The sequence below is a fragment of the Streptomyces lydicamycinicus genome, from assembly GCF_000829715.2.
Lineage (GTDB): Bacteria > Actinomycetota > Actinomycetes > Streptomycetales > Streptomycetaceae > Streptomyces > Streptomyces lydicamycinicus.
Genome location: NZ_BBNO01000010.1, coordinates 145,212 through 170,574, shown reverse-complemented (window position 1 = coordinate 170,574; position 25,363 = coordinate 145,212). Strand labels below are relative to the sequence as shown.

The window sequence follows — 25,363 nt, the reverse complement described above, 5'->3', positions numbered from 1 at the left end:
CGCCGTTCGCGAGCCATCGAAAGGGGCACCCTCGGAGGCCTCAACTCGCCATGAGGGAACGGAGGTTCGGGTGGACCCGTACTGGCGTGCGGGTGGCGGCCACTCAGGGAGGTGGCGTGGGGTAGCGAAACCCCGAAGTGGCTCCGGACCCCACCCCGCCAACAACTAGCGTGCGTGCTCCGCGAACTGCCACGGCCGATCCGGAGGGCGCCGATGCCTACCGCATTCCCCCAGGGGACTCAGCTGTCCCAGGAGGCTCAGAGATCCCCAGGGTCCCAGGGTTCCCCGGGGGCCGCCCCCGTACCCGCCGCCGCCCGGCGGCGGGAGCGTGAGGGCGGACGACACGGCCGTGCCGCGTTCCCCGAGTCGGCCGCCGACTCGGCGATACGGTCCCGTCTGGTCAGGCTCGCCGCCGTCCCCTGCCTTCTGGTCGCCGTCCTCTGCACGGCCGTCGCCGCCTATGTCGTCCAGGCCGGGGGCGCCCGGATCACCGGCCGCGAGTGGGTGGTGCTGTGCGGCGGGCTCGCCCTGGTCTGCGTCATCGTGCTCACCGCGGGCGCCGCCGCCCACTCCGAGGCCCGGGCCACCGTCGCCCGCTACGCCCGGCTGCGCCAGGTCTGCGCCCGCAGCCAGTCCGACCTGTACGACCTCCTGGACCGCGTACGGCAGGGCGAATGGATCCAGCGCCGCGAGCCCGACCCGGGGCCGGTGCCCACCGGCGACACCCTCGACCTGCTCGCCCATGAAGTGGCCGCCGCCGGCCGGGCCGCCGAGTCCGCCGTCATCGACGCGGTCGCCATCGCCCGCAGCAACGCCAGCGGCAGCGAACAGAAGGTCGAGGTCTTCGTGAACCTCGCCCGACGGCTGCAATCCCTGGTGCACCGCGAGATCGAGCTGCTGGACGAGTTGGAGAACCAGGTCGAGGACCCCGACCTGCTCAAGGGCCTGTTCCACGTCGACCACCTGGCCACCCGCATCCGCCGGCACGCCGAGAACCTCGCCGTCCTCGGCGGCGCCATTTCGCGCCGCCAGTGGAGCCGCCCGGTGTCCCTGACCGAGGTGCTGCGCTCCTCGATCGCCGAGGTCGAGCAGTACCCGAGGATCAAGCTGGTGCCGCCGATCGAGGGCACCCTGCGCGGCCATGCCGTCGCCGACGTGATCCACCTGCTCGCCGAACTCGTCGAGAACGCCACGATCTACTCCGCCCCGCAGACCCCGGTCCTGCTGCGCGCCCAACTCGTCACCGCCGGACTCGCGGTCGAGGTCGAGGACCGCGGGCTGGGGATGTCCGCGGACGAGCAGTCGCGGATGAACGGACTGCTGGCCGACCCCGAACACATCGATGTCGCCGAGCTGTTGAGCGACGGCCGGATCGGGCTCTTCGTGGTCTCCTCGCTCGCCCGGCGGCACGGCATCGTGGTCCGGCTCCAGAGCAATATCTACGGCGGGGTGCAGGCCGTGCTGATCGTGCCCCAGGCGCTGCTCGGCGCGGAGCCGGCCGAGGGCAACGCGAACGCGGCGGGCGCACCGGCCCCCACCGCATCGCCGGATACCGGCCCGGCACCCGCGCACGACGTACTCGACGGGGGGACGTACGAGAGCGGATACCCCGGGGACCACGTCGGCACCACCGACGCCGGGCAGGAGCGGCACGACCGCCATGACCCCGGTCCCGCGGTCCCGCGCACGCTCGCCATTCCCGCCCCCGGGCCCGCTCCCGACCGGGCGCTCGACCTGTCACCGCGCGGTTACGACGTCCGCCCGGACCCGGCTCCGGCCCCCGCGGACCCCGATCCCGATGTCGGCGCCACCCGGCGCCGGCTGGTCCGCGCGTCCGGCGCCCACACTCCCGACGTCCACCTGCCTGACGCGCACCTGCCCGACGCGCACACCCACGAGACCCCCGGCCCCGACCCCGCCGACCGGCCCGGCCCGGTCGTGCTGCCGCCCGCCCCGCCCGCCGTGGACAACGCCGCCCGTCCGCGGCTGCCCCGGCGGCGCAAGCAGACGCATCTCGTTCCCGAGCTGCGCGGCGACCCGATCCTGCCGTCCACGACACCCCGTACGGGCCCGGAACCCGAGCACGACCCCGGCCTGATGGCCGCTTTCCGACGCGGTTTCAGCCTCGGCGACGACAGCTACGCCGAGGACACCGCAAGCGGCACAGGCACCATCCCGGCCCAGGGCGGCGACCCCAGCAGCCCGGCCGGTAACGACCTGCTCTACGACCGTGACCACGACGCCCCGATGGCCCGCCCCCGAGGAGACGACCGTAACCATGGTGAGTGATGTGCGTGCGCAGGCGCATTTGCAGCCGCAGGGCGGCCAGCACACCGACCTGTCCTGGCTGCTGACCGGGCTCGTACAGCGGGTGCCGCACGCCCGGAGCGCGCTCCTGTTGTCGTCGGACGGTCTGGTCAAGGCCGCCCATGGGTTCGACCCGGACAGCGCCGACCACATGGCCGCCCTGTCCTCCGGCCTCTACTCCCTCGCCCGCAGCGCCGGTGTGCGCTTCGGGGAGGGCGACGATGTCCTCCAGGTCGTCGTCGAGCTGGAGTCCACCTTCCTGTTCGTCTCCACCGCCGGCTCGGGCGCCTGTCTGGCCGTGCTCGCCGGCCGTGAGGCCGATGTGGCGGTGCTGGGCTACGAAATGTCGATGCTGGTCAAGAGCGTCCGGCCGTATCTGTCCACCCCCGCACGCCAGCAGGCGCCCGCGGGCGGTCGTTGACCATGACCGTGCGTCGCCTACGGCGGCAGGGCGGCGAGCCGTGGTATGACGACGCGGCCGGCCGGCTGGTCCGTCCGTACACCATCAGCAACGGCCGGACCCGTCCGACGGCGCACTTCGACCTGCTGACCATGGTGATGGCCACCGGCCGGCGGCCCGTCTCCTGCCAGGGCCCCGACTACGCCCAGGTGCTGGGGCTGTGTGGCGGGCCGGTCTCGGTCGCCGAGATCGCCGCCCACATACGGCTGCCCGCCGTGGTCACCAAAGTGCTCCTCGCCGACCTCGTCGACTGCGGGGCGATCACCGCGCGGGCCCCCGCAGCCGTTTCGGCAGGGCCCGCGTCCCGTACCGACCGTGCCCTGCTGGAGGCGGTGCTGAATGGACTTCGCAAACGACTGTGACCCCCGCAACCAGGGGGACCCCGCGACCGACCTCTTCCCCACCGCGCTCAAGATCCTGGTCGCGGGCGGCTTCGGGGTCGGCAAGACGACCTTCGTCGGGGCGGTGAGCGAGATCGAGCCGCTCAGCACGGAGGAACTCCTCACCCAGATCAGCGTGGGGACGGACGATCTGGCCGGTGTCGAGGAGAAGAACACCACCACCGTCGCCATGGACTTCGGCCGGATCACCCTCAGCCCGGCGCACATCCTCTACCTCTTCGGGACGCCGGGGCAGCAGCGCTTCTGGTTTATGTGGGACGAGCTGTCCAACGGCGCGCTCGGCGCGGTCATCCTCGCCGACACCCGGCGCCTGGACCAGTGCTTCGCCGCCGTCGACTTCTTCGAGCGGCGCGGCATCCAGTTCATCGTCGCCGTCAACGAGTTCGAGGGCTCCTACCGTTACGACCCGGACGAGGTCCGCAGCGCCATGGATGTCTCCCCGGACATCCCCGTCGTGCTCTGCGACGCCCGCCGGGGCGGCTCGGCCACCCAAGTCCTGGTCTCGCTCGTCCAGCATCTGCTCACCCCCGCCCTCGCCGCGACCCCGGAGCTGCCATGAACCACCCCGCCTCCCGTGTCCCGTACATCTCCTACGACCCGACGCGCCATCTGCTGCTCACCCCGCAGGACGACGAGGCCCCGGCGCGCGTCGCCCGGCTGCGTGCCCTGGGAATCGGCGAGTCCCCGCTGCCCGCCTTCGACGAGTTCGCGCGCAAGCTCGCCCGGACCACCCGGGCGCCCTATTCGATGGTCAACTTCATCGATGAGCGGCGGCAGTACTTCGCCGGTCTCTACACGCCTTCCCAGGACCAGGCCGTCGAGCTGGGACCGGCGCCCGCCAGTGCCCAGCCGGGCCGGGTGATGGACCGGGACCACGGCTACTGCCCGCATGTCATCGTCCGCCGCAAGGCCCTGGTGCTGGAGGACGTCTGCGACTATCCGCGGTTCGCCGGCAACCCCGTCGTCGATGAGATCGGCATCCGCTCCTACCTCGGTGCGCCGCTGATCGACCGTACGGGGACGGCGCTGGGCACCGTATGTGTCGTGGACCTCGAACCGCGGCCCTGGGGGCGGGAGGGGCTGGAGACCATCAAGTCGATGGCCGCCGAACTCGTCGAGCAGATCCACCGGATGGAGAAGCAGCAGAGCGACGCGCTCTGACGCGGCCCCGACTCCCGGCCCCGGTGCCCGGCGGACGGCCTTTGTGCCGGACCGCGGGCCCGGGGCCGCGGCGTCGGCCCTGACCCGGGCCGGCGCGGCTCGGGTCAGGGCCGGTCGCTCACCTCGGCCGGGCGAACCAGGAGTGCCGGCGCGTCGGTCCGGTGCGCTGGCCCGGCACCGTGGGCGTGGGGTCCTCGGGCCGCACCGTGACGGGCGGGTCCGCGGGGGCCGCGTCGGCGCCATCGTCCTCCTCGGGCCACTCCGAGGGCTCCAGCCGCAGCAGGTCGGCGAGCCGGCTGGACCAGTCGCCCTGCGCCCGGCCCAGGGCGAGTTCGCCCAGGCGCAGCAGCTGGATGTCGGAGGTGCCGGCCGGCGCGAAGATGTGGTGGGCGTCGCGCAAGAAACGTTCCACCGGCCGGTCGGTGAACAGCCCGCACGCGGCGTGGATGTCCATCGCGTCGCGCGCCGACTCCAGCGCCGATTCCACATTGACCAGCTTGGCGTTCATCAGCTCCGCGTCGCACGGCAGCCCCTGGTCCAGCAGGTGCACTGCGTGGTACGCGGACAGCCGGCCCAGCAGCAGCCGTGACTGGATGCGCCCGAGCTTCAGTTTGATGTTGCCCAGGTCGGCCAGCGGTTTGCCGTAGCGCTGCCGCTCGGTGCAGAACCTCGTCGTCTCGTCCAGCACCGCCTGATGGATGCCCAGCGACACGGCGGTCAGATTGGGGCGTCCGTAGAGCACGCTGGAGGAGTAGGCGACCGACAGGCCGTCGCCCTCGCGGCCCAGCAGATTCGCCGCCGGGACCCGGCAGTTGTCGAAGAACAGCTCACCGAAGCTGAAGCCGTGCAGGCCCATGGCGGGCTGCTGGGGTCCGACCCGGAAGCCGGGGGTGTCGGACTCCACGAGGAACGCCGAGAGTCCCTTGGAGCCCTCACCGGTGCGGACCACGACGCCGTGCAGATCGCCGACGTGGCTGTTGCCGACGTAGCTCTTCCGGCCGTTGAGGACATAGTCGTCGCCGTCGCGGACCGCGGTGGAGGACATACCCAGCACATGGCCGCCGGACTGCGGTTCGGTGACGGCGATGGTCGGCAGGCAGTCGCCCGAGGCTATGGCCGGCAGCCAGGTCTTCTTCTGCTCCTCGCTGCCGAAGTGGACGATCTTCGCGACGCCCAGCTGGGACGCCTGCACCATGGCGCCCATCGCGGCACTCACCCGCGAGAGCTCCTCGATGATCAGAGTCTTGGCGACATGCCCGGCGCCCATCCCGCCGTAGGCGCGGTGCACGGTCGCGCCTATCCACCCCTGACGGGCGATCAGGCGAGACAGCTCATGGCAAACGGAACGGCTCGCCTCCATCTCGGCAATCCGGGGGCGGACCTCGCTCTCGGCGAAGTCCCGCACCCGGTGCCGGAGTGCCTCATGTCTCTGGTCCGTGAAATAGCGATGCAAGACGAGTCCCTCCTTCGCGATCTTCCCCGCGCTGGTCGCACCCCGCCTTGGGACGGCACCGGCGGTGCCGTCTCCAGCGAACGTTCCGGAAAGTGATCTTTCGCTTACCCCGTGCAATACCCGTTGGCATACCTACTGCGGGGCGCATGAAACATCAACTGGGTGTGTTCGGACGCAGAGTTGAAGCGCGAAGCACCCGCGCACCACCCCCTGCGCCACAACGACTGTGGCGCGGTCCCGAGGCCCCCGGAACCGCGCCACCCCACGCCTCCCCGGGGTGTGGTGACCGGGGGCTCCTCCGTCAGTCCGCCTCCCCGCAGCACGACTCGCGGCGCTGCTGCCGGCCCACCTCCAGCCAGTCGGTGGCGGCCGCTCGCAGGGCGGGTCCGGCGGGGGCCGGGAAGGAGTCGGTGAGGGTCCGTTGTTCGAAGAGACGGCCGCCGCGGAGTACTGCCGGGGTGCGGACCAGGGTGTCGAAGTCCGTGAACGGGTCACCGTCCACCAGGGTCATATCGCCGAGCTTGCCGACCTCCAGGGTTCCCAGATCCCGCTCCGCGCCGAAGACCCGCGCGGGCAGGGCGGTCGCGGTGCGCAGTGTGCGGCTCACGCTGAGCCCCCCGCGGTGCAGCGCCCGCAGGCACAGGTGCAGCCCCAGCCCCACCGGCACCAGCGGCTGGTCGGTGCCCAGGGCGATCAGACCGCCGCCGTCCAGTACCCGCCGGTAGAAGCCGACTTCGGTCGCGATGTCGGCCAGCTGGGCCGGGGTGGGGCGATGCCGGGCGTGGTCCTTGATGAACGCGGTGTCCCAGGGCGGCATCAGCCGTTCCACCCGCGCCTCGTCGGCCAGCGCCGGATCGTCGCCCAGCAGCGCGGCCGCCGAGAAGGGGGTGGCGAGGAGGTGGAAGCCGGTGCCGGTGTAGATCTCCTCGACGTCCTGGTAGGCGTGACCGGAGCCGGATACCGCGTGGCCGAACTCCTGGCGCTGGGTGGCCTGGAGGTGGGTGGTCAGGTCCTGGCCGAGCTGTACCCCCGGGCTGAGCAGATGGCTCCCGGCCCGGACCCCGAGCCGCTGGTGGGCGAAGCGTGCGGCCTCGGCCATGATCCAGCCCGGGGCCCGTACATAGGTCTTGACGAAGTCCCAGTCCAGGGCCGCGCCGCGGTCCAGGGAGCGGCGCAGTCCCTCGCGGGTGCGGTGTGCCCGTCCCATGCTGTAGGCGACCCGGCCGCCGTCCAGCAGTTCCCCGCAGGTCAGCAGCCGCGGCCCGGCGAGCACACCGGCCGCCACGGCCTCCCGGATGCGGGCCTGTTCGTAGGAGAAGCCGCCGCAGGAGACCGCGGTGGTGATGCCGTAGGCGAGCTGAAGGGCGGTCTGCCGGCCGCCGTAGGTCGTCTGCCAGGGGTGCGTGTGCGCGTCCCAGAGGCCGGGCAGTACGGTCCGCGCGGAGGCGTCGATCCGCCGGGCCGCGCCGGACCGGGCCGGGCGGTGCGGTTCCACGGCGGTGATCCGCCCGGCCCGCACCACCACATCGACGTCCTCCCGCACCTCGTCACCGGTGCCGTCCCAGAACCGGCCCGCGTGGACGACGGTGTCCCGGGCGCGGGCGAGGCGGTGTTCCAGCGACAGCGGAACGGTTCGTGGCGCGCCGCCGGACACGCCGATCAGGCGCAGCTTTCCGGCCGAGAGGTACAACAGGGTGCCGGAGTCCCCGGACCACGACGGATGGTCCGCGCTCTCGTCCGCCAGCCGCCGTGGCGCACCGTCCGGTGTGCCGTCGGGCCGCACCGGCAGTATCCACAGCGCGGACTCGGCGATCACCGCCATCCAGCGCCCGTCGGGCGACCACACGGGCCCGGAGTCATAGCGGTCGGCGATCGAGACATGCTCGGCGAGCGGGTACAGCCGGTCCTTGCCGGTCTCGGTGTCGACGATCCGGATGAGGTGATAGCCCTCGCGGAAGCGGCGGTTGAGCCGATTGCGGTCGCAGTAGGCCAGGTGCCGTCCGTCCGGTGACCAGCTGGGGCGGCCGGGCAGCCCGCCCGCGCCCAGCGGCGCGGCCAGCACCTTTTCCCGGCCGTCGGAGAGCGTCCGTACAACGAGGTTCCCCGACATGTCCAGCGCGGCCAGCCGCCCGCCGTCCGGCGACAGCGCAGGGTGCACCCGGCCGCCGGTCGCCAGCACCGTCTCCTTGCCGGAGGCGAGCTCGTGGCGGCGGACCGCGAACAGCCCGTCCCGGTCGTCCGCATAGACCAGCGCCCGCCCGTCGCGGGACCAGCTCGGTGCCAGGACATACCGGGTGACGTCGGCCCGGACGACGCGGCGTGGCGCGCCGCCGCCCGAAGTGGGGCCGATCCAGAGGGAGTTGAGCGCGGCGAAGGCGACCCTGCGGCCGTCGGGCGACAGTGCGGGCAGATGCACCCCGCGTACCGGGGACGCCGCCGTCCGCTCGAAGCCGTAGTCCTTGACGCGGTAACGGGGGCGGTCCAGCGGCAGCCGCGCCCTGAACGGGATCTGCTCGGCCCGCCCCGGGGCACCGGCCGGGACGATCCGGAACTGCCCGCCGACGGTGAGCAGCAGCCCGTCCCGCGAGACCCAGCGCGGCGGCACCGGCTCCACATCACCGTCGACCGCGACCGGTGCCCCGTCCACCACCAGAGTGCAGGTGGGGCCCGGATAGTCGGTGGTCCGCAGATAGGCGAGCCGCCCGGCGGGGGACAGAGCCGGCGCCATCACCTGCGCGGCCGCCGTCTCGGTGTGCTCGGTGCGCACCGCGCCGTCCCCGTCCGCCGGTACGGACGCGACCGTACGGGAGAGCAGCGCGGTACCCGTCACCTGGCCCCGTACGAACACGATCCGTGAGCCGTCCGGTGACCAGCAGGGGTCGAAGTCCTCCCAGGCGCCGTCCTGATGGGGGCCCTCTTGGCCGGGCAGTCCGGTCACCCGGGTCAGCCGCCGGGACGTCACCTCCAGTACCCAGATCCGGTACGGGCTGCCGGTCACCGCATCGCCGCCCCGTTCGGAGGCGAAGGCGATCCGGGTGCCGTCGGGGGACCATGCGGGGCCCCGGTCGTCCCACGGGCCGTCGGTCAGCTGCTGGAGACCGGAGCCGTCGGCGTTGAGCATCCACAGGTGGAAGCCGCCGCCGCGGTAGGCGCAGACGGCGATCCGGCGGCCGTCGGGGGAGTGCACCGGGCGGGTGGGCTCCAGGTCGGGCGGGGGCAGCGGCACCGCGTCGCCTCCGGTGCGCGGCAGCGACCACAGGACGTTCTGGACCTCGGCGACCAACCGGTCACCGGCCGGTGCGAGGGAGGCCGCGCCATTGGTGGCGGCGGTGAAGGACAGAGCGCCGGCGGGCACCTGTGCCCCGGCGGGGGGAGCGGTGACGCCGGCCAGTCCGGCCGCGGCGGCGGCCGAGGCGGTGCCCTGGAGAAATCTGCGGCGGGACAGCGGCGAGGGGTGACGGGGAGCATTCTCGGGACGGTCCGTGGTGTCCAACGATCCTCCTGCGAAAGGGAGTTGCCGCACAGGTGCCGGGCAAGAACCGCCCGATCGTGCCACGCCGCACGGACACCGGGCCACCTCCGCCACGCGCGCCCCATGGCGCACCGCCGCCCGGCGCGCAAGAGTGGGCGGCGACGACTCGTCAGCCACCGCCCCGGCAGTCAGGAGACGACGCCATGCAGGCCATGCAGCAGGACTTCCACCAGGCTCCGGACGGCGCCCGGATCGCCACCTACACCTGGCTCCCGGAGTCCGGCCACCCGCGTGCCCTCGTCCAGATCGCGCACGGCGCCGCGGAACACGGCCGGCGCTACGACCGCTTCGCGCGCTTTCTGTCCGGCCACGGCTATGCCGTCATCGCCTCCGACCACCGCGGCCACGGGGCCACCGCCGCCGCCACCGGCGGCCGCGGGGTGGTCGGTGAGGACGCCTGGCGGGCGATCGTCAGCGACCTCAAGGGCATCGGCGATCACGCGGCCGCCGCCCACCCCGGCCTCCCGCTGGTGCTGCTCGGCCACAGCATGGGCGCGATGCTGGCCCGCGACTATGCCCAGGAGTACGGCGCCGACCTCGCCGGGCTGATCCTCACCGGCACCTTCCGCACCCTGCCCGGCCTGGACATCGACGGTGCCGTCACCGGACTGGAGGAGGAGATCGCCGAGCGCGGCCGCGGCGCCCTGTCCGCCTTCATCCCGCGCACCTTCAGCTCGTTCAATGACGCCTTCACCCACCGCACCGGTTACGAATGGCTCTCCCGCGACGCCGCCGAGGTGGATGCCTATGTCGCCGACGAGGACTGCGGCTTCCCCTTCTCCGCCGGTCTCGCCGCCGACTGGGTACGCGCCATCCGCAAGATCAACGACCCGGGGAACCTCGCCCGTGTGCCCCGCGGTCTGCCCGTCCATGTCGCCGTGGGCGAGCTGGACCCCTGCCACCAGGGGATGACCCTGGTGCATGAACTGCTGGAGGACTTCCGCTATGTCGGCACCCGCGATCTGACCTGGAAGGCCTATCCGGACGCCCGTCACGAGATCCTCAACGAGACCAACCGCGAGGAGGTCCAGGACGATCTGCTGGCCTGGCTCGACAAGCGCATCTGAGCCGGCAGGCCCCCTGCGCCGGGACCCCGCGCCCCGCACCCCTTGGGCCGGTCAGGCCCGTCCCGTCATGAACCCGGTGATCCGCTCGCGCAGACCGCGCGGATCGAGGCCGTGTGCCGCCAGGTGCTCGTCGAGCTGCCCGTAGCGGCGCAGCTCCTGGCGGCCGACGCCGAGCCCCAGCAGCCGGTGCGGCCGGTCCTCCAGCGCCTCGGCCGCCGGCCGCGTCGAGGTCCCCGCGAGATACGGCTCCACGATCACCACATCCGAGGTGCCGGCGGCCCCGGCCGCGGCGCGCAGCGTGGCGGCGTCGAAGGGCCGCACGGTCGTGGCGTAGAGCACGGTCAACGGCAGCCCCTCGGTCGCGGCGAGCACGTTGTCCAGCATCGGGCCGACGGCGATCACCACCCCGCCGCGCCCCTCCCGCACGGTCCGGAAGCGGGCCCCGTCCACCGCCCGGGGCGCGGCGTTGGTCTGCAGGGACAGCCGGACATAGACCTTGTCGTCACCGGCCGCCGCGGCCTGCCGCAGCAGGGTCTCGGCCTCGTCGGGGTGCCCGGGAACATGCACGGTCCAGCCGTCGAGCGTGTCCAGCAGCGCGACATCGCCGGGTGCCATATGGGTGAATCCGCCGCTCGGCCAGTCGTAGGAGGCCCCGGCGCTCACCAGCACGCCGCCCACGCCCTGGTGGCCGAGGTCCAGCTTCAGCTGCTCGAAGGGGCGCTCCACCAGAAAGCTGGCGAAGGTGTGCATGATCGGGCGGAGCCCGGTGAGCGCCAGCCCGCCGCCCACACCGATCAGCAACTGCTCGCGGATGCCGACGTTCACCACCCGGTCCGGATGTCGTTGTTCCGCTTCGGCGAAGCCGGCCGCCCCGATGTCGGCGAGGACGAGTGCCAGCCGCGGGTCCTCCGCCAGCATCCGCGAGGTGACCGAGGTGAAGCGCTCACGCATGGTGTCCATCACTGAAACCCTCTCGAAGTCTTGGTCGTATACGGGAAGACGGGGCGGCCGCTCAGGCGCCCTTGGGCTCGACACGGGCGATCACCGCATGCGGACGGCCCGGATGCGGCGCGCTGAAGGCCGCGTACAGCGCCTCGTGGTCGCGGCCGTCCACGGTGGCCGCGGACCACCCCGCGGCCTCGAAGCGGGAGGCGACCCCGCCGCGCCACCCATGCGTGGCGGAGGCGTTGTCGATGACCAGGGTGTGCAGCCGGTCCAGGCCCGCGGCGGCCGCGTAGGCCAGGGCCTCGTGATTGCTGCCCTCGTCCAGTTCGGCGTCGCCGATCAGCACCCATACGGCCGGTCCGGGCCGGCCCTGCGCCCGCAGACCGAGGGCGGTGCCGACGGCCAGCGGCAGCCCGTGGCCCAGCGATCCGCTGCCGATCTCGGCGCCGGGCACCAGCATCCGGTCGGGGTGGTGGCCGAGCGGTGAGTCGTACGAGCCGAAGCCCGGCAGCCACTCGGTGGGGAAGAAGCCCTTGGCGGCCAGCACCGCGTAGTAGGCCATCGGGCCATGGCCCTTGGAGAGCAGAAAACGGTCCCGGTCCGGGTCCGCGACGGTGCCGGGGGAGACCCGCAGCACCCGGTCGTAGAGGACCCAGAGGGCGTCGAGCGTGGAGGTGGCGGCCGGCCCGTGCTTCTCATCGCCCGTCATCAGGCTCATCAGGTCCGGCAGTTCGGCGAAACCGATGCGGTCGCCGTGCGGAGCGGGCCCTGCCGGGGCGCCCGCCACAGGGGGTGTCGTCAGATGTGTCATACGACAGAGCGTGCAACCTCAAGCGCGCTTGAGGTCAAGCGTGGGTCCGCGGGCCGGGAGATCCACGGCCCGCGGTCACCGGGGTCAGACCTGCCCCGGCTTGAAGACGTCCTGCTCGATGAGGAGCTTGTCGATCCGGGCCTTGTCCACCCGGTTCGTCACCTCCTCGACCTCCTGGCGGTCGCGCACGCACTTCGCCAGCGTGAACGCCGACGACACCACGAAAATCAGGCCGAGAGCGAGAAATCCGCGCTCCCACGGCCCCACCGGCAGCTTGATGATCCCGATCGCCAGGGCCACCAGCGACAGTCCGAAGGAGATCGCGGCCTGCACGAAGAAGGCCGTGGTCGTCGGCCGCTGAATCGATGGAGTAGTCATGCGCGTAGCGTGGCGGCACGGTGACACCGGCGCATGAGTACAGCTACTCATCTCGCACCGGCCGCCCCGCCGCGAGGCGCGAAAGTGGCAGCCCCCACCCTCTGACATGCGGTATTGTTCTCGTGCGCGGTCAGCCGGGACAACCCGGCCGCATCGGGCACCGGGACGTGGCGCAGCTTGGTAGCGCACTTGACTGGGGGTCAAGGGGTCGCAGGTTCAAATCCTGTCGTCCCGACGGTGCAAGCGCAGGTAGGGGCCATTTCTTCGAATGGCCCCTTCTGTGCGTTCGGGAGCGCTTGGGGCGCGGAGCGGGAGTGCTCCGTATCGGCCCCGTCCCTGTTCAAATGCCGTGCGTGCCAATCAAGTTGGGGCTCGCCGAGTCTCATGACGTCCTGCGCCGCTTCGGGCATCAGCGGGCCCGGGGAGCGGCCGGTGCCTGGCGATATCGGTATGTGGATGAGCCTGGAGCGGACGGCCCGCCATCTGTTTGTATGAGCCCCTGGAACGCATTTCAGGAGGTGGCGGACACATGGTGTCCACGGAGAGCATTCTCGCGTTCGCGGCGATGTCGCTACTGGTGATCGTGATTCCGGGGCCGAGCGTGCTGTTCGTGATCGGCAGAGCCCTTGCCCACGGCCGCCGCACGGCGCTCGCGACGGTCCTCGGCAACCTGGTGGGTTCGTACGTCCTGGTGATCGCTGTGGCGTGGGGCCTCGGCGCGCTGGTGGAGAGCTCAGCGGCAGTGTTCATGGGCGTGAAGATGGCCGGCGCGGCCTACCTCGTCTATCTGGGAGTGCAGGCGTTCCGGCACCGCAAAGAGATGCGTGCGGCGGCCATGGAGGCCCCGGCGAGTGAGCGGCGTGGCGATCTGCGCACGATCCTGGACGGGATTTTCGTGGGCGTCACCAACCCGAAGGGCATCGTCTTCTTCGCGGCGGTGCTGCCACAGTTCGTGGACCACGCGGCGGGCCACGTCCCCGTCCAGATGATGGTGTTGGGCCTGGTCCCGGTCGCCATCGGCCTGATCACGGACACCCTGTGGGGCCTGGGTGCCTCGGCGGCCCGTTCCTGGTTCGCCCGCTCGGACCGTCGCCTGTCGATGGTCGGCGGGGCGGGCGGCTTCGCGATGATCGGGCTGGGCGTGACGGTGGCGGCGACGGGCCGCGCCGACTAAGGGCTGTCGGCAGCGCCCCGGCATGCGGCGCTCCCGCCGGGGCAGGCCACGTGCGCAGGTATCCGGCAGCGCGCCGCCGGGTGGTCACTGTGCCGCGCGTCCGCCGGCCCTCGCGCCCTGTCCTGTTCGAAGGCCGGGGCCGGCTTTCACCCCTGTACGCGTGGCGCCTCGTCCCTGATCTTCTTCTTGTGCTTGTCCGTGAGCTGGAGGTATCGCTCGCAGCGGCCGCACTCCACGCAAACCAGCACCTTGCTCGGAATGTCCTCGACCCCCCAGTAGCCGAGCTCCACCATGAACTGCCTCTTGATCGCCTTCAGGCTGTAGACCTCTTCTGAACCACAGGCAGGGCACGTTCCTTGGCGCATGTTCGTCACCGTCATGGCCTGGCAGCTTAGTGGTCGGGCGGCGAGTCGCGGCCAACAGGGGAGTGGACGGGCGGGGTTGGGCGAGGGGCGAGTCAGGCCGGCGTGCTGCGCGTGACGCTCCGTACGACCTGCGCCCTTCGTCACTCAACTCCCGGTTAAGTCCGGCGATCCCTACTGTCCGTAAGTGGACTGGTGCACCGCGTTCCCGGCGTGTCAGGATGAACGCGAGGTGACGGAGTCTTAACTGTTCGTTGGGCTCAATCGACGGGGGACGGTAGACATGAACGTGGGGGGAGACAGCCGGTCCCAGGGGGCGGGCAGTGTGCTCGCGGAACGGCTGAACCATCTCTTCGCCAACATGCATCCGCCGGGGGCCCCGTACACCAACGCTTTTGTGGCCGAGGAGATCAGCGGGGGAGCGGAGGAGTACGGCGGGGTCAAGGTCACCGAGCAGTATCTGTCGATGCTGCGCAACGGCAGGCGTACGAACCCGAGCCCGGAGCTGCTGCGCGCGCTGGCCAAGTTCTTTGCCGTACCGGTCGGTTATCTGCTGGGGGACCTCTCGCAGCCGCAGGCCGCGCGGGTGGAGGAAGAGGTCCGCTTCCTGGCCGCGATGCGGGACCAGCGGGTGCGCGCGATCGCGCTGCGCTCCGTCGGGCTGCCGCCGGAGGTGCAGGACAGCCTGACGACGATCATCTCCCAGTTCCGGCAGCAGATGAATCTGCCGGCCGATCCGCCGGAGCAGGGCGGTGAGCGGCGCGGTGAGTGAACCGGTGCGGACCGCTGAGCGCGGCCAGATCTTCTCTTCCTGGCAGCGGGTCGGAGACGAGGACGGGACGAGCATGCGAGTGGGGCAGATACGCAGGCGGTGCAAGCGGCTCATCAAGGAGCTGGCGCTGCCGGCCACAACCGATCTGCGCGGAATGTGCGACATCGTCGCCGCGCGGGTGGCGCGGCCCGTCCATCTGGTGCCGATGAGCCTGGGCGGGGTGGTCTCCGGGATGACGGCCGTCACCGATGACGGCTACTGGGTCTTCTACGAGCTCAAGACCTCACCGTGGCACCAGGCGCACATCGTGCTGCACGAGCTGAGCCACCTCCTGCTGGGGCACGGCCAGGATCCGGCGGTCACCGAGGACGCGCTGAAGCTGTGGACACCGTCCGTCGATGTTGCCACCGCCATGCGCCGGATGGGCCTGACCATGGGCTTCGCCCGGCATCACGGCTATGACAACCTCGCCGAGCGGGAGACCGAAGTGCTCGGCACGCTCCTGATGGAGCGGGTGGCGCCGTCCGCGGCCGAACGTGCCCTGCCCCTGGAGGGGCAGGCGGCCGAGCTGGCGGCGGCGCTCGGACCCGCGCTCCAGCACATCCGGCGGCAGGAGACCCCGGCCGGGGACGAGCGGACCGACGGCGCGGGAGCGGGCGCGCCGCAGGACGGGGGCCCGCGTGTTTGACGTCATCTATCTGTCGTTCGGTGTCGCCGCCTGGGCGATCGTCGGCTACAAGTCCGTCGCGTGGTTCCGGGACCGCAGCAACGCGGACCTGGGGCTGGCCTGTGTGATGACCGGCGGGGTGGCGACGGTCTTCCTCTTCTCCGCACCCAGCGTCTACCGCGCCTTCGACCGGCTCACGGGCGTGGCCAACCTCGCCATGGTCTTCCTCTACTCCTCCGTCGTGATGTTCGCCGCCGGTGCCCTGGTGCTGCTGCTGCGCTGGACGGCGGGCGAGGGCGCGCAGGCGCGGGCCCGTGTCCGGCGCAGGGCGCGCGTCGCGGTCGGCAGTGTGGCCGCGCTGTGGGCGGTGGCGATCACCGGCTTCGCGGTCGGCCGGCCGGACGCCATCGAGCACCCCCGCGACTTCAGCACCGCCTACACCGACTCCCCGGGAGTCATGCTGTTCCTGGTGCTGTATCTGGCCATTTTCGGACTGAGCTCGGCGGCCCTGGGGACGCTCTGCCCCCGCTACGCCGCACAGCTCGGCGGCACCCACCTGGCGCGCGGTCTGCGGGTGCTGGCCGCGGGCTGCTGGCTCGGCCTGGTCTACTGCGCCTGCAAGGTCATCGGCTTCGTCCTGTCCTGGACGGGCCACCCCGCACCGTGGCTCTCCAACGGGGTGGCCCCGTTGAGCGCCTCGGTCGCGGCGCTGATGGTCCTCGCCGGATTCGCACTGCCCGCGGCCGGTCCCCGGGTCGCCGCCTGGCGCCGGCTGCGCCGGCTCTCCCCGCTCTGGAGGACCGTCACCGCGCAGACCCCCGAGGTCACGATGGGCTCCCCGGCCTGGTCCGTACGCTGGCCGTTCGCCGACCTGGAGTGGCGGGCCAACCGTCAGATGGCCGAGATCCGGGACGTACAGCGCGGTATCCGCCGTCATGTGGAGTCCGACGCCGTCGACATCGCCCGCGAGCGGGCCCGGGCGGTCGCTCTCGACGACCGGCAGCTGGCCGCCGTCGCGGAGGCCGCCGCGCTCCGCCGGGGCCTGGAGAACCGCGCGGTGGGCCATGTCCCCGACCACGGCGCCGACAGCGTGGTGGTCACCAACGGCGCGGACCCGGCCGAACTCGCCGCGGAATACGAGCACTTGGCGCTGGTCGCGGATGTCTACCACTCGCCGCTGATCGACACCGTGCTCACCGAACTGCGCCAGCGGAGCTCGGTGGCGCACGGCTGAGGAAGCACCACAGACGGGGTGGCCCGGCACGGGGGTCCGGGCCGCCCGTACCACCCCGGCGGCACCGGCCCATGAGACCGGTGCCGCCTCGGGGCCTTGCAGCGGTTGGCTTGTCGGCTCTCCGGGCCGCACCCATTTCACCGAGAGGACTGCCTCGCCCTTTCCCGCGATGCGGGGGCGGTGCTCGCGGAACGGGTTCCGGACGTCTTCCAGGCATTCCGCGACCGGGGGTGGCCAGTGCCCGATCGCCTGGACCGGGTGTACGACTCGACTGCCGCCGCCAACGCGCTCGGTTACCGGCCTGTTCGCGGAGTCCGGCAGCTACTGCGCGATCCACGGAACACGCCATGAACGGCATCGCCCGACTGCACGACCTCGCCCTCGCCGGATAGCCGAACAGGCTTACCGGCCAACGGTGTTCACAGCTCTCAGGAGATCATCGCGGGTCAAGCCCTAGGGGTGTCCGCAAAGTCCCGCCAGGCGTCGCGAGTCAGGCGGGACTTTGCGGACACCCCTAGGGTCGGGCCTATGCAGAACACCGCCGAGACCGGCCCCGACGCCCCCATCGACATGACGCCCCTCCTCGACGATCCGTACGCCGCCTACGCCGCGCTGCGGGACGCCGGCCCGGTGCACCGGATCACCGGAGCCGACGGGAACCCCGCCTGGCTGGTGACCCGCTACGACGACGTCCGCCGCGCCCTCGCCGACCCCCGGCTCTCCCTGGACAAGCGGCATGCCACACCCAACGGCTACCGCGGTTTCGCCCTGCCGCCCGCGCTGGATGCGAATCTGCTGAACATGGACCCACCGGACCACACCAGGGTGCGCCGGCTGGTGGTCAAGGGCTTCACCACGGGCCGGGTCGAGGCGCTGCGCGCGCCCGCACGGCGGGTCGCCGACGAACTGCTGGACGCGATGGCGGATCGCGGCCGCGCGGAGCTGATCGCCGACTACGCCGGGCCGCTGTCGATCGCCGTGATCTGCGATCTGCTGGGCATTCCGCACCGTGACCGCCCCGATTTCCTGGCCTGGTCGGACGCCCTCATCACCCCGGACCCGAGCCGGCCGGAGCTGATGAAGGAGGCGATCGGGGCGATGCTGAAGTTCTACACCGGACTGATCGCGGCCAAGCGCGCGGAACCGGGCGACGACTTGCTCTCGGATCTGATCGCGGTGCGCGACGAGGCGGCCCCCGGCGAGCAGGACGACCGGCTCACCGAGGACGAACTGACCTCGCTCGCCTTCCTCATTCTCTTCGCCGGATACGAGAGCACGGCCCATCTCATCGGCAATGCGGTGCTCGCCCTGCTCGATCACCCGGACCAGCTCCGGCAGTTGCAACGCAATCCGGCCGAACTGCCGACGGCTGTGGAGGAGTTCCTCCGCTTCGACAACCCGTATCCGGTGGCGATCCGTCGCTTCCCCATGGAGGACATGGAGATCGGCGGCGTACGGATCCCGGCCGGGGAGAGCGTGCTGCTGTCGATCGCGTCCGCGAACCGCGACCCCGCGCGTTTCCCTGAACCGGACGCGCTGGACCGCGGCCGGGACCTCTCCGGGCACCTCGGAATGGGGCACGGCATCCATCACTGTCTCGGTGCTCCGCTGGCCCGGCTGGAAGCCGTCACCGCGCTCGATGCGCTCCTCGGCCGCTTCCCGGAGCTGCGACTGGCCATCCCGCGTGGTGATTTGCGGCATCGTCGGGCGCTGCGGGCGCGTGGCCTGATTTCGCTGCCCGTCACCTGGTAATCGGCAAACGAACAAGTTTTTGAGGCATAACCGTTCGCTCATGCGGTAGAAAGGTTCCTGAGACCCGCCCGGTGTGCATCCCCCGTCGCACCGGGCGGGTCCTTCTTTGCACCTGTTGCAGTTGCGACACACCCGGTGCTTCGGCGCGGCCCTGAGCCGACTGGCTCAACCGCGCTGCGGTCCGCGGCACCGCTTCTTAGCGTGACGGCATGGCAATTGACGCGCGTGTGTCCAGGAAGGCCGGTGCGGTGGCGCTGATCGCCGTCGCCGGTGTCTCGCTCACATCCATACCGGCCGCGGCCAACGGGGCGACGGCCCGTCAGCCCGCCGCCGGGGTACAGGCGCCCACCGACCCCGGCACGGCGCGGCTGCCCAGCGGCCTGAGCGCGCTGTCCTGGATGGTGGCGGACGCGGACACCGGCAATGTGCTGGCCGCGAAGAGCCCGCACCGCAAGCTCGCCCCGGCAAGCACCCTCAAGACGCTGTTCGCGGTCACCGTCCTGCCGAAGTTCTCGGCGGGCACGGTACGCCGGGTCAGCTCCGCCGACCTCGCGGGGGTCGGGGCCGGCAGCAGTGTCGTCGGCGTCCGGCAGGGCCGCCGCTACACCGTCGGCGACCTCTGGCGCGGGGTCTTCCTGCGCTCCGGCAACGACGCGGTGCATGTGCTGGCCTCGATGAACGGCGGCTGGCGGACCACGGCGGAGGAGATGCAGGAGACCGCCCGGAAGCTCGGCGCACGCGACACCACCGTCAAGTCCCCGGACGGCTATGACGCGCCCGGTCAGGTGTCCTCCGCCCACGATCTGACCGTCTTCGCCCGCGCCGGGCTCGCCAACGAGGACTTCGCCCGCTACTGCGCCACCACCCGCGCCACGTTCCCCGGCGCGGGCGGCGCCACACAGATCGAGAACACCAACCGTCTGCTGGCCGGCTCGCACGGGATGCCCCGTTACCCCGGCATCATCGGCGTCAAGAACGGCTACACCAGCAAGGCCGGCAACACCCTGATCGCCGCCGCGCGCCGGAACGGCCGCACCCTCCTGGTCACCGTCCTGAACCCCCAGTCGCAGGAGTACAACGGCGTCTACAAGGAAGCCGCTGCCCTGCTGGACTGGGGCTTCCGCACCGCCGGTACGGCCCAGCCGGTGGGCACCCTGCACGCCGTTCGCGCCGCCGATGACGCCGCCGGCCCGATGCGCCCGGTGGCTGCCGAGGTCACCGGAGCGGAAGCCCGCGGCGGCGCCCCCTGGCGCACCACCCTCGTCCTCGGGGTGGGCGGCGCCGGCGTCGCGGCACTCGGCTTGGGCCCCCTGCTCGCTCGATGGCGGCAGGCCCGCAACCGCAGTGGCCGGAGGGGAGGGACCGCGTAGGCCCGCCGGGGCGGTGGCCCGTGGTGGGGTACGACAGCGACGACGGCTCCGCGCGTCCCGGCGGAGCCCGGCGCTCTCGGTCCCCTGGGGAGCATGAGTGCGGCACCTAGGGGCGTGACCTAGGGGTCTCCGGTGGGTCGGGCCGACCCTGGACCCCCGTGCGGCGCTTTTCGGTCATGTCTCCTGTCGCCGCAGCCGGGGCGCGGTCTCCGCCGCCGGTACGGATCCGGAGCCGGTCAGCCGTCCGGTCAGTTCCTGGGCCCAGGCCATGAGTCCCGCGATGTCGATCCCGTAGGGGGCCGTGTCCGCATACGGTGCGATCGCCCTCGCGCCCCGGTCGAGCAGCGCCGTTCCGCCCACGGTGTTGCCACGTGCCGCATGGGTGAGACCCACCGCGAGCTGGGCGAGCCCCCGCCACAGTTCGCGCTCCGACTCCGGCGCCGTCTTCCAGGCGTCCTCCAGGACCTCATGGGCGTGGAACGGCATCCCGCCGTCGAGCAGCTGCTGTGCCTCGGTCAGCGACTGCGCGGGCGTCCGGGGCACGCCCTCGGGCTGCCGGGCCACGCCGGGGGAGCCGTACGGCAGCGGCCGGCCGAGCCCGTCACGCGGGCGGGCGCTACGGGCCCGCCCTTCCTCGTCACGGTCCCGGCGGCGCGGCCCGGCGGGGTCGGGCCCGCCGCGATTCCCGGTCGGGGTCGGGGCCGGGGATGCGCCCGGCGCCCCGGTCCCGCCCCCGCCCGCCCCGCCGCTGCTTTCCTCCCCGCCGGAGCCGGAGCCGGAGCCGGAGCCGGAGCCGGAGCCGGTGCCGTCGCCCGTGCCCTCGCCGCCTGTTTCCGCCCCGGCCCCACAGTGCTCGCAGACCGCACTGCCGGGCCGTTCTCTGATCCGGCCGCAGGCGTCACACACCTGGTCCAGCCAGCAGGCCGGATCACCGCCTTCGTCGACCGCCCGGTACGGGCCGGACGGGCGGGACGGGAGGGGCTGCTCGTGGGGGCTGTCCGCGTCATTCACGGTTTCGATTGTGCGCCGTGTGGGCGGGTCGGCGTCGCCGGGGGGCGGGTGCGTTGCCGTATTGGCGGGCGCGCGGCCATTGTTAGGTTTCTTTCCTATTCCCCCCGGGTGGGGGCGCCGGGGTGCCACGACTCAGACCAACTCGACCTCGTAGAAGCAGAAATGGTCCTTGATCCGGGCGACTTCGGGATGTGGCTCGGGGTAGGCCCAGACGATGTCCTCCGGACCGCCGGCGAGCGACCAGTAGGAGGCTGTGCCCTTGAAGGGGCAGACGGTATGCGTCGCGGACGGGGCGAGCAGCTCGGTGCGTACGTCCTCGGGAGGGAGGTAGTAGCGCACCGGATAGCCGGTCTCGGAGAGCAGCAGCGGGCGTCGGCTCTCGGCGATCAGCTGTCCGCCGATCTCGACGCGGACGTGGTCGGTCCCTTCTTCGACGTCGATGCGGTGGCCTCGGGTGGTGCTCATGGTCACTTCCCTTCGGTGGGCGGGGGAGGCGGCTCCCTCCCGGTCCAGCATCGCACCGGGAGGGAGCGGGACGGGGCGGGGCTGAGATGGCCCGACGTTTCGGCCAGTGGAGCCGAGACCGGGCCTGGGCCGGCTCCACCGTGTCGTCCTCGCAGCGGCTCGGCCGCCACCGCTGGGCCGTCGAGCGGACCGTTTCCCGGCTCGCCGGCGGCCGCCGACTCCACCGCCGCCACGAGCGCGAAGCCGACCACTTCCTCGCCTTCGTCGGCATAGCCACAGCCCACGAGCCACCGTCGCCTCACCAAATAAAACGACAGTCGCTCGCGGCGCCCTGACCTTCGGTGACCAACTTCGGTGACACAACGTCCAGGAGGCCTACTCCTCCAACGGGGGCAGCGGCTGGGGGTTGAGAGCCACTTTCTCGGCCGCGGTTTCGTAGAGGCGAGCGGCGGCGAGGTACAAGGAGCGGCGCTCGTCAGCACCGTTCATGTTGGCCGAGAGCTCGGCCATGACCACCGCAGTGAGGATGTCGCGCAGCCACGGCGGGCGGGGCGGGTGGCCGGGCGCGGGTGTCCCGCACCAGTCGTCCATGTTCTGCACCAGCATGGTCAGGCTCATGTCTCCTCCTGGTGTACGGCCCTCATTCCTCAGGTCCCGGGGTGCCGTCCGGGATGCCGACTCCTCCGACCAGAGATTCTCCATCGAAGCCGCCGCCGACAAGGCTGAACGAATCAACCATGAAGGTGTGGTCGTGCGAGGCCACCGCGAACTCAGGATTCAGGTCGCTGACTGTGCTGCTTTGCCGCAGGAAGAAAATCTGTGGGCGAAACTGCACCAGCCCCGATCTATAAAGGCTCGCTTGTCCGGCCCGGCCCAGGGCCAGGCCGGACATATCGGGGTGTGGAAGTGACGATCTGCCATGACAGGACCACCTGGTGGCCTCTTCGGCCAAGCGCGCTGACCATAGGACAGGAAGAGGGAACTGTGAGCCTGCGTCGTGGTGCAGGCACGGTGCCTGATGGGCCGCAGCGGCTGTCGAAGGTGCCGTCTACAGAGACCTGGCCTGAGCGCCTTACCCACGACCGTATGTCCGGAGTCTCTGGTCTGCATCTTGACGCACGGGCTCGGACCGCGACGTGTTGATGATGTGGAAGCCGGCCGTAGGAAGCCGGTTTTGGCAGGTTGTCGAGCGGTACGAACCGCCCTCATGAGGTGCATGCCCGAGGGGGCGCGAATTTCTTTTTCGGCTAGCCTGGGAGAGACGCACGACAGCGGGTTTTCCTTCGGCTCCGGAGCAACAAACCGCTCCCCTTGAGAGGCTGTTGCGAGCGCGGCTGTTGGCGAAGCGCCTTGGTGAGACCGGTCTTGGGTCCATCTATACCTGGGGCCTCCAGGGCGAACTCTCTGGTTCAGATGAACCAGATCGTCGGGAGGGCCGGAATATGGCAACCGAACAGCAAGTGATGGCAGCGGAAGCTCTCATAGCCGTCGACTGGACGTCGCGCGACAGTGACCGAATGGCCACGGGGAGACTGGGTGGTCGTAAGGTGACGATCACCGGGCCGTCGGGGCCGTCCCCGTCGGTGGGGCAAGTGAACACCGACAATGAGCACACCGACTTCGGAACGGCGAGCGTGTTCACCCCGCCGCTGCCCGCGTCGGACGCCGTGGAACTCAGGAGCAGGCGCGAGGAGCAGGAGTTCATCGTCCAATTCGAAACCGAGGTCCAGGACATTATCTTTGACCTGTCCTCACTTGGCTCGATCATGACGTTTCCCGAGCCGGGTACGACTGTCGCCAAGGTCAGCGGCGATGAGCGTCTCACGCTTCAGGGCACGACCGTGGTGACGGGCCAGCAGTTCAATGGCCCACCGAGTGACGGCAATGGCACCGTTCGCGTCAGTAAGTCGGGACCCTTCAAGACGGTCAAGTTCAGGGTGAAGACGGCAGCAGACTCTGTCTCCCCCGATGACGGCATACACCTCCAGATCGGTAGGACAACGCGGTTCGAGTTCGTTGACTGGACGTCGCGCGACAGTGACCGAATGGCCACCGGGAGACTGGGCGGCCGTAAGGTGACGATCACCGGGCCGTCGGGGCCGTCCCCGTCGGTGGGGCAAGTGAACACCGACAATGAGCACACCGACTTCGGAACGGCGAGCGTGTTCACCCCGCCGCTGCCCGCGTCGGACGCCGTGGAACTCAGGAGCAGGCGCGAGGAGCAGGAGTTCATCGTCCAATTCGAAACCGAGGTCCAGGACATTATCTTTGACCTGTCCTCACTTGGCTCGATCATGACGTTTCCCGAGCCGGGTACGACTGTCACCAAGGTCAGCGGCGATGAGCGTCTCACGCTTCAGGGCACGACCGTAGTCATAGGCCAACAGTTCAATGGCCCACCGAGTGACGGCAACGGCACCCTTCGCGTCAGTAAGTCGGCACCCTTCAAGACGGTCAAGTTCAGGGTGAAGACGGCAGCAGACTCTGTCTCCCCCGATGACGGCATACACCTCCAGATCGGCCGTCCCCTCTGAAGACGTTCCCCCGCGTCCGCCGCGCCCGTCCGCGCGCCGTCGCCGCCTCACACCTCGCGGATACCGCGCCCCGCCCACTCCGGCGCCGGTGCGATGAGGCCGGTGAGGCGCTCGCGGGCCGTCGGGGGCATCGGGGCCGAGCGTCCGGTGGCCTGGTCGATGTGCAGGGCGAACAGCTCCTCGGTGGCCACCGGTTCGCCGGAGAGTTTCCCGGCGAACATCTCATGGACCAGTCGGAGCTTCTTGCCGTCCACGCCCAACACCGTCGTACGGACGGTGAGTTGACTGTCGCGGGCGACCTCGCGGAGATAGCGGACATGGGCCTCGACCGTGTACAGGGAGCAGCCGGTGCGCTCCCGGTAGGCGGCGTCGAGGCCGGCCGCGTCCATCAGGGCGTCGGTCGCGAAGCCGAAGATCAGGACGTAGTAGGCCTCGCTGAGATGGCCGTTGTAGTCGATCCACTCGTCCCGGACCGTTTGGCGGAAGAGGGGCAGGCCATCCGTGGTGTTGTCGGTCACGGTCATCGGCGGGTGCTCCCTAGCCGGCCCGTGGCGCGGAGGACGTCGATGACGCCCTGGTCGCGCGCGGCGACCAGATCCGCGTACGTACGGTCGCCCGCGGCCTCCCGGCAGCCGTCGACCATGGCGTCGCGCAGCGCACGGTCCAGCTCGGGCGCCTCCAGACGGGTCCACGGCGACTTCAGGGACGGGCCGAAGTGGTCGAGCATATGGGCCATTCCGCCCTCCCCGCCGGCCAGTGCGAAGGTCAGGCAGGGGCCCATGAACGCCCAGCGCAGGCCGGGCCCTTCGGTGATCGAGGCGTCGATGTCCTCGACCGTGGCCTCGCCGTTGGCGACCATGTGGAGCGCCTCGCGCCAGAGTGCCTCCTGGAGGCGGTTGGCGATGAAGCCGGGCAGTTCGCGGTCCATGGTGATCACGGATTTGCCCGCCACGTCGTAGAAACGGGAGGCCCAGGCGACGGCCTCGGGGTCCGTCCGCTCGCCGCCGACGACTTCCACCAGCGGGATGAGGTACGGCGGGTTGAAGGGGTGGCCGACGACGAGGCGGCCGGGGTGCTCGGCCGCCGTCTGCATATCGGTCATCGGGTAGCCCGAGGTGGAGGAGGCGATGACCACGCCCGGCCGGGTGGCGGCGGCCAGCTCGGCGAGCAGGGAGCGCTTCAACTCCAGCTTCTCGGGGGCGCTTTCCTGGACGAAGTCGGCCTCGGCGACCGCTTCGCCGAGGGTGGGGGCGAGCGTCAGCCGGTCCTGCGAGGCGCCGTCGGCCAGACCTATCTGTTCCAGCGCGGGCCAGGCGGCGGCCACCAGGCGGCGCAGCCGGTCCTCGGCGTCCGCGGCCGGGTCCCAGGCGGTGACGTCGTAGCCGCGGGCGAGGAAATGGGCTACCCAGCCGCCGCCGATCACTCCGGCGCCGATACAGGCGACGCGGCGTACGTCCTCGGGGGCGCAGGGGGCAGGGGTGGTTTCCGGCATGAGGGAGCGGCTCCA

25 protein-coding genes, 1 tRNA gene and 1 pseudogene are annotated in these 25,363 nt (G+C 71.2%); 15 read left to right on the top strand and 12 right to left on the bottom strand.

The features are described from left to right. The first annotated feature begins 213 nt into the window (after positions 1-213). The 5 genes from TU31_RS31560 to TU31_RS31540 are packed head-to-tail and all read left to right on the top strand — an operon-like array spanning position 214 to position 4,329. Positions 214-2,289: a sensor histidine kinase gene (locus tag TU31_RS31560; RefSeq protein ID WP_245698926.1), complete on the top strand. Its 2,076-nt coding sequence runs from the start codon at positions 214-216 to the stop codon at positions 2,287-2,289. Next, a complete protein-coding gene (locus tag TU31_RS31555) occupies positions 2,279-2,728 on the top strand; it encodes a roadblock/LC7 domain-containing protein (RefSeq protein WP_018088399.1) in 450 nt (149 codons plus the stop codon). The genes TU31_RS31560 and TU31_RS31555 overlap by 11 nt, the downstream gene beginning before the upstream one ends. A 2-nt stretch (positions 2,729-2,730) precedes the next feature. Next, complete coding sequence (locus tag TU31_RS31550; protein WP_042160962.1) at positions 2,731-3,129, top strand: DUF742 domain-containing protein; 399 nt, start codon at positions 2,731-2,733, stop codon at positions 3,127-3,129. Then, positions 3,107-3,727 carry a GTP-binding protein gene (locus TU31_RS31545; protein ID WP_042160960.1) on the top strand — a complete coding sequence of 207 codons (621 nt, stop codon included), beginning with the start codon at positions 3,107-3,109 and terminating at the stop codon, positions 3,725-3,727. Before TU31_RS31550 ends, TU31_RS31545 begins: the two co-directional genes overlap by 23 nt. Next, positions 3,724-4,329 carry a GAF domain-containing protein gene (locus TU31_RS31540; RefSeq protein ID WP_042160958.1) on the top strand — a complete coding sequence of 202 codons (606 nt, stop codon included), beginning with the start codon at positions 3,724-3,726 and terminating at the stop codon, positions 4,327-4,329. Before TU31_RS31545 ends, TU31_RS31540 begins: the two co-directional genes overlap by 4 nt. A 118-nt stretch (positions 4,330-4,447) precedes the next feature. Here the strand turns inward: TU31_RS31540 and TU31_RS31535 are convergent, their stop codons facing one another. Beyond that, positions 4,448-5,782, bottom strand: coding sequence for an acyl-CoA dehydrogenase family protein (locus TU31_RS31535; RefSeq protein ID WP_042160956.1), 1,335 nt, complete (start codon positions 5,780-5,782; stop codon positions 4,448-4,450). A 301-nt stretch (positions 5,783-6,083) separates the two neighbouring features. After that, on the bottom strand, positions 6,084-9,275 hold the full coding sequence (locus tag TU31_RS31530) for an amidohydrolase family protein (RefSeq protein ID WP_042160953.1): 3,192 nt from the start codon (positions 9,273-9,275) through the stop codon (positions 6,084-6,086). Between the two features lie 182 nt (positions 9,276-9,457). Between TU31_RS31530 and TU31_RS31525 the strand changes: the two genes are divergently transcribed. After that, complete coding sequence (locus tag TU31_RS31525; protein WP_042160951.1) at positions 9,458-10,381, top strand: alpha/beta fold hydrolase; 924 nt, start codon at positions 9,458-9,460, stop codon at positions 10,379-10,381. 51 nt (positions 10,382-10,432) lie between these two features. Here the strand turns inward: TU31_RS31525 and TU31_RS31520 are convergent, their stop codons facing one another. The 3 genes from TU31_RS31520 to TU31_RS31510 form a co-directional block, all read right to left on the bottom strand. Beyond that, the gene (locus TU31_RS31520; RefSeq protein WP_042160949.1) at positions 10,433-11,341 is read right to left on the bottom strand and encodes a transketolase family protein; all 909 of its coding nucleotides are present in this window, start codon (positions 11,339-11,341) and stop codon (positions 10,433-10,435) included. A gap of 52 nt (positions 11,342-11,393) precedes the next feature. After that, positions 11,394-12,137, bottom strand: coding sequence for a thiamine pyrophosphate-binding protein (locus tag TU31_RS31515; protein ID WP_370682778.1), 744 nt, complete (start codon positions 12,135-12,137; stop codon positions 11,394-11,396). 84 nt (positions 12,138-12,221) lie between these two features. After that, positions 12,222-12,515 (bottom strand): YiaA/YiaB family inner membrane protein, encoded by a 294-nt coding sequence (locus TU31_RS31510; protein WP_181018709.1) that lies wholly within the window; start codon positions 12,513-12,515, stop codon positions 12,222-12,224. A 161-nt stretch (positions 12,516-12,676) separates the two neighbouring features. Between TU31_RS31510 and TU31_RS31505 the strand changes: the two genes are divergently transcribed. Together TU31_RS31505 and TU31_RS31500 are read left to right on the top strand one after the other, a co-directional pair. After that, a tRNA-Pro gene (locus TU31_RS31505) sits at positions 12,677-12,750 on the top strand. Positions 12,751-13,044: 294 nt separating this feature from the next. Continuing rightward, positions 13,045-13,689 (top strand): LysE family translocator, encoded by a 645-nt coding sequence (locus tag TU31_RS31500; protein ID WP_042160946.1) that lies wholly within the window; start codon positions 13,045-13,047, stop codon positions 13,687-13,689. A 146-nt stretch (positions 13,690-13,835) separates the two neighbouring features. Here TU31_RS31500 and TU31_RS31495 read toward each other — a convergent pair whose 3' ends face one another. Beyond that, positions 13,836-14,054, bottom strand: a complete 219-nt coding sequence (locus tag TU31_RS31495) for a hypothetical protein (protein ID WP_042160944.1) — start codon at positions 14,052-14,054, stop codon at positions 13,836-13,838. A 280-nt stretch (positions 14,055-14,334) separates the two neighbouring features. Between TU31_RS31495 and TU31_RS31490 the strand changes: the two genes are divergently transcribed. The 5 genes from TU31_RS31490 (at position 14,335) to TU31_RS31470 (ending at position 19,846) form a co-directional block, all read left to right on the top strand. Next, positions 14,335-14,823, top strand: a complete 489-nt coding sequence (locus TU31_RS31490; protein ID WP_042160942.1) for a helix-turn-helix domain-containing protein — start codon at positions 14,335-14,337, stop codon at positions 14,821-14,823. A gap of 79 nt (positions 14,824-14,902) precedes the next feature. Then, positions 14,903-15,511, top strand: coding sequence for a hypothetical protein (locus tag TU31_RS31485; RefSeq protein ID WP_245698946.1), 609 nt, complete (start codon positions 14,903-14,905; stop codon positions 15,509-15,511). Next, positions 15,504-16,724, top strand: coding sequence for an MAB_1171c family putative transporter (locus TU31_RS31480; protein ID WP_042160938.1), 1,221 nt, complete (start codon positions 15,504-15,506; stop codon positions 16,722-16,724). The genes TU31_RS31485 and TU31_RS31480 overlap by 8 nt, the downstream gene beginning before the upstream one ends. Before the next feature lie 528 nt (positions 16,725-17,252). Continuing rightward, complete coding sequence (locus tag TU31_RS31475; RefSeq protein WP_042160935.1) at positions 17,253-18,476, top strand: cytochrome P450 family protein; 1,224 nt, start codon at positions 17,253-17,255, stop codon at positions 18,474-18,476. Between the two features lie 209 nt (positions 18,477-18,685). Continuing rightward, positions 18,686-19,846: a D-alanyl-D-alanine carboxypeptidase family protein gene (locus TU31_RS31470; RefSeq protein ID WP_042160933.1), complete on the top strand. Its 1,161-nt coding sequence runs from the start codon at positions 18,686-18,688 to the stop codon at positions 19,844-19,846. 174 nt (positions 19,847-20,020) lie between these two features. On the opposite strand, the pseudogene TU31_RS40005 reads toward TU31_RS31470, so the two are convergent. Further along, positions 20,021-20,497, bottom strand: a pseudogene (locus tag TU31_RS40005) (DUF309 domain-containing protein); the annotation flags it as partial. A 492-nt stretch (positions 20,498-20,989) separates the two neighbouring features. Then, a complete protein-coding gene (locus TU31_RS31460) occupies positions 20,990-21,322 on the bottom strand; it encodes a DUF427 domain-containing protein (RefSeq protein WP_042160930.1) in 333 nt (110 codons plus the stop codon). An 86-nt stretch (positions 21,323-21,408) separates the two neighbouring features. Between TU31_RS31460 and TU31_RS38255 the strand changes: the two genes are divergently transcribed. Further along, positions 21,409-21,657, top strand: a complete 249-nt coding sequence (locus tag TU31_RS38255) for a hypothetical protein (RefSeq protein WP_219819238.1) — start codon at positions 21,409-21,411, stop codon at positions 21,655-21,657. Positions 21,658-21,697: 40 nt separating this feature from the next. Here the strand turns inward: TU31_RS38255 and TU31_RS31450 are convergent, their stop codons facing one another. Both TU31_RS31450 and TU31_RS38855 read right to left on the bottom strand, forming a co-directional pair. After that, complete coding sequence (locus TU31_RS31450) at positions 21,698-21,940, bottom strand: hypothetical protein (protein ID WP_042160926.1); 243 nt, start codon at positions 21,938-21,940, stop codon at positions 21,698-21,700. A 22-nt stretch (positions 21,941-21,962) separates the two neighbouring features. After that, complete coding sequence (locus TU31_RS38855; protein WP_158894811.1) at positions 21,963-22,214, bottom strand: hypothetical protein; 252 nt, start codon at positions 22,212-22,214, stop codon at positions 21,963-21,965. Between the two features lie 550 nt (positions 22,215-22,764). Here TU31_RS38855 and TU31_RS31445 point away from each other — a divergent pair. Beyond that, the gene (locus tag TU31_RS31445; protein ID WP_042160924.1) at positions 22,765-23,856 is read left to right on the top strand and encodes a hypothetical protein; all 1,092 of its coding nucleotides are present in this window, start codon (positions 22,765-22,767) and stop codon (positions 23,854-23,856) included. A gap of 47 nt (positions 23,857-23,903) precedes the next feature. On the opposite strand, the gene TU31_RS31440 is transcribed toward TU31_RS31445, so the two are convergent. Continuing rightward, the gene (locus tag TU31_RS31440; protein WP_042160923.1) at positions 23,904-24,380 is read right to left on the bottom strand and encodes a thioesterase family protein; all 477 of its coding nucleotides are present in this window, start codon (positions 24,378-24,380) and stop codon (positions 23,904-23,906) included. Beyond that, on the bottom strand, positions 24,377-25,348 hold the full coding sequence (locus tag TU31_RS31435) for a 3-hydroxyacyl-CoA dehydrogenase NAD-binding domain-containing protein (RefSeq protein ID WP_042160921.1): 972 nt from the start codon (positions 25,346-25,348) through the stop codon (positions 24,377-24,379). The genes TU31_RS31440 and TU31_RS31435 overlap by 4 nt, the downstream gene beginning before the upstream one ends. Between the last annotated feature and the right edge of the window lie 15 nt (positions 25,349-25,363).

What these genes read in the sequence shown, in the direction of transcription:
- TU31_RS31560 (WP_245698926.1), top strand. Translation starts at nt 214, where the DNA reads ATGCCTACCGCATTCCCCCAGGGGACTCAGCTGTCCCAGGAGGCTCAG.
- TU31_RS31555 (WP_018088399.1), top strand. Translation starts at nt 2,279, where the DNA reads ATGGTGAGTGATGTGCGTGCGCAGGCGCATTTGCAGCCGCAGGGCGGC.
- TU31_RS31550 (WP_042160962.1), top strand. Translation starts at nt 2,731, where the DNA reads ATGACCGTGCGTCGCCTACGGCGGCAGGGCGGCGAGCCGTGGTATGAC.
- TU31_RS31545 (WP_042160960.1), top strand. Translation starts at nt 3,107, where the DNA reads ATGGACTTCGCAAACGACTGTGACCCCCGCAACCAGGGGGACCCCGCG.
- TU31_RS31540 (WP_042160958.1), top strand. Translation starts at nt 3,724, where the DNA reads ATGAACCACCCCGCCTCCCGTGTCCCGTACATCTCCTACGACCCGACG.
- TU31_RS31525 (WP_042160951.1), top strand. Translation starts at nt 9,458, where the DNA reads ATGCAGGCCATGCAGCAGGACTTCCACCAGGCTCCGGACGGCGCCCGG.
- TU31_RS31520 (WP_042160949.1), bottom strand. Translation starts at nt 11,341, where the DNA reads ATGGACACCATGCGTGAGCGCTTCACCTCGGTCACCTCGCGGATGCTG.
- TU31_RS31515 (WP_370682778.1), bottom strand. Translation starts at nt 12,137, where the DNA reads ATGACACATCTGACGACACCCCCTGTGGCGGGCGCCCCGGCAGGGCCC.
- TU31_RS31510 (WP_181018709.1), bottom strand. Translation starts at nt 12,515, where the DNA reads ATGACTACTCCATCGATTCAGCGGCCGACGACCACGGCCTTCTTCGTG.
- TU31_RS31500 (WP_042160946.1), top strand. Translation starts at nt 13,045, where the DNA reads ATGGTGTCCACGGAGAGCATTCTCGCGTTCGCGGCGATGTCGCTACTG.
- TU31_RS31495 (WP_042160944.1), bottom strand. Translation starts at nt 14,054, where the DNA reads ATGCGCCAAGGAACGTGCCCTGCCTGTGGTTCAGAAGAGGTCTACAGC.
- TU31_RS31490 (WP_042160942.1), top strand. Translation starts at nt 14,335, where the DNA reads ATGAACGTGGGGGGAGACAGCCGGTCCCAGGGGGCGGGCAGTGTGCTC.
- TU31_RS31475 (WP_042160935.1), top strand. Translation starts at nt 17,253, where the DNA reads ATGCAGAACACCGCCGAGACCGGCCCCGACGCCCCCATCGACATGACG.
- TU31_RS31470 (WP_042160933.1), top strand. Translation starts at nt 18,686, where the DNA reads ATGGCAATTGACGCGCGTGTGTCCAGGAAGGCCGGTGCGGTGGCGCTG.
- TU31_RS31460 (WP_042160930.1), bottom strand. Translation starts at nt 21,322, where the DNA reads ATGAGCACCACCCGAGGCCACCGCATCGACGTCGAAGAAGGGACCGAC.
- TU31_RS38255 (WP_219819238.1), top strand. Translation starts at nt 21,409, where the DNA reads ATGGCCCGACGTTTCGGCCAGTGGAGCCGAGACCGGGCCTGGGCCGGC.
- TU31_RS31450 (WP_042160926.1), bottom strand. Translation starts at nt 21,940, where the DNA reads ATGAGCCTGACCATGCTGGTGCAGAACATGGACGACTGGTGCGGGACA.
- TU31_RS38855 (WP_158894811.1), bottom strand. Translation starts at nt 22,214, where the DNA reads ATGTCCGGCCTGGCCCTGGGCCGGGCCGGACAAGCGAGCCTTTATAGA.
- TU31_RS31445 (WP_042160924.1), top strand. Translation starts at nt 22,765, where the DNA reads ATGGCAACCGAACAGCAAGTGATGGCAGCGGAAGCTCTCATAGCCGTC.
- TU31_RS31440 (WP_042160923.1), bottom strand. Translation starts at nt 24,380, where the DNA reads ATGACCGTGACCGACAACACCACGGATGGCCTGCCCCTCTTCCGCCAA.
- TU31_RS31435 (WP_042160921.1), bottom strand. Translation starts at nt 25,348, where the DNA reads ATGCCGGAAACCACCCCTGCCCCCTGCGCCCCCGAGGACGTACGCCGC.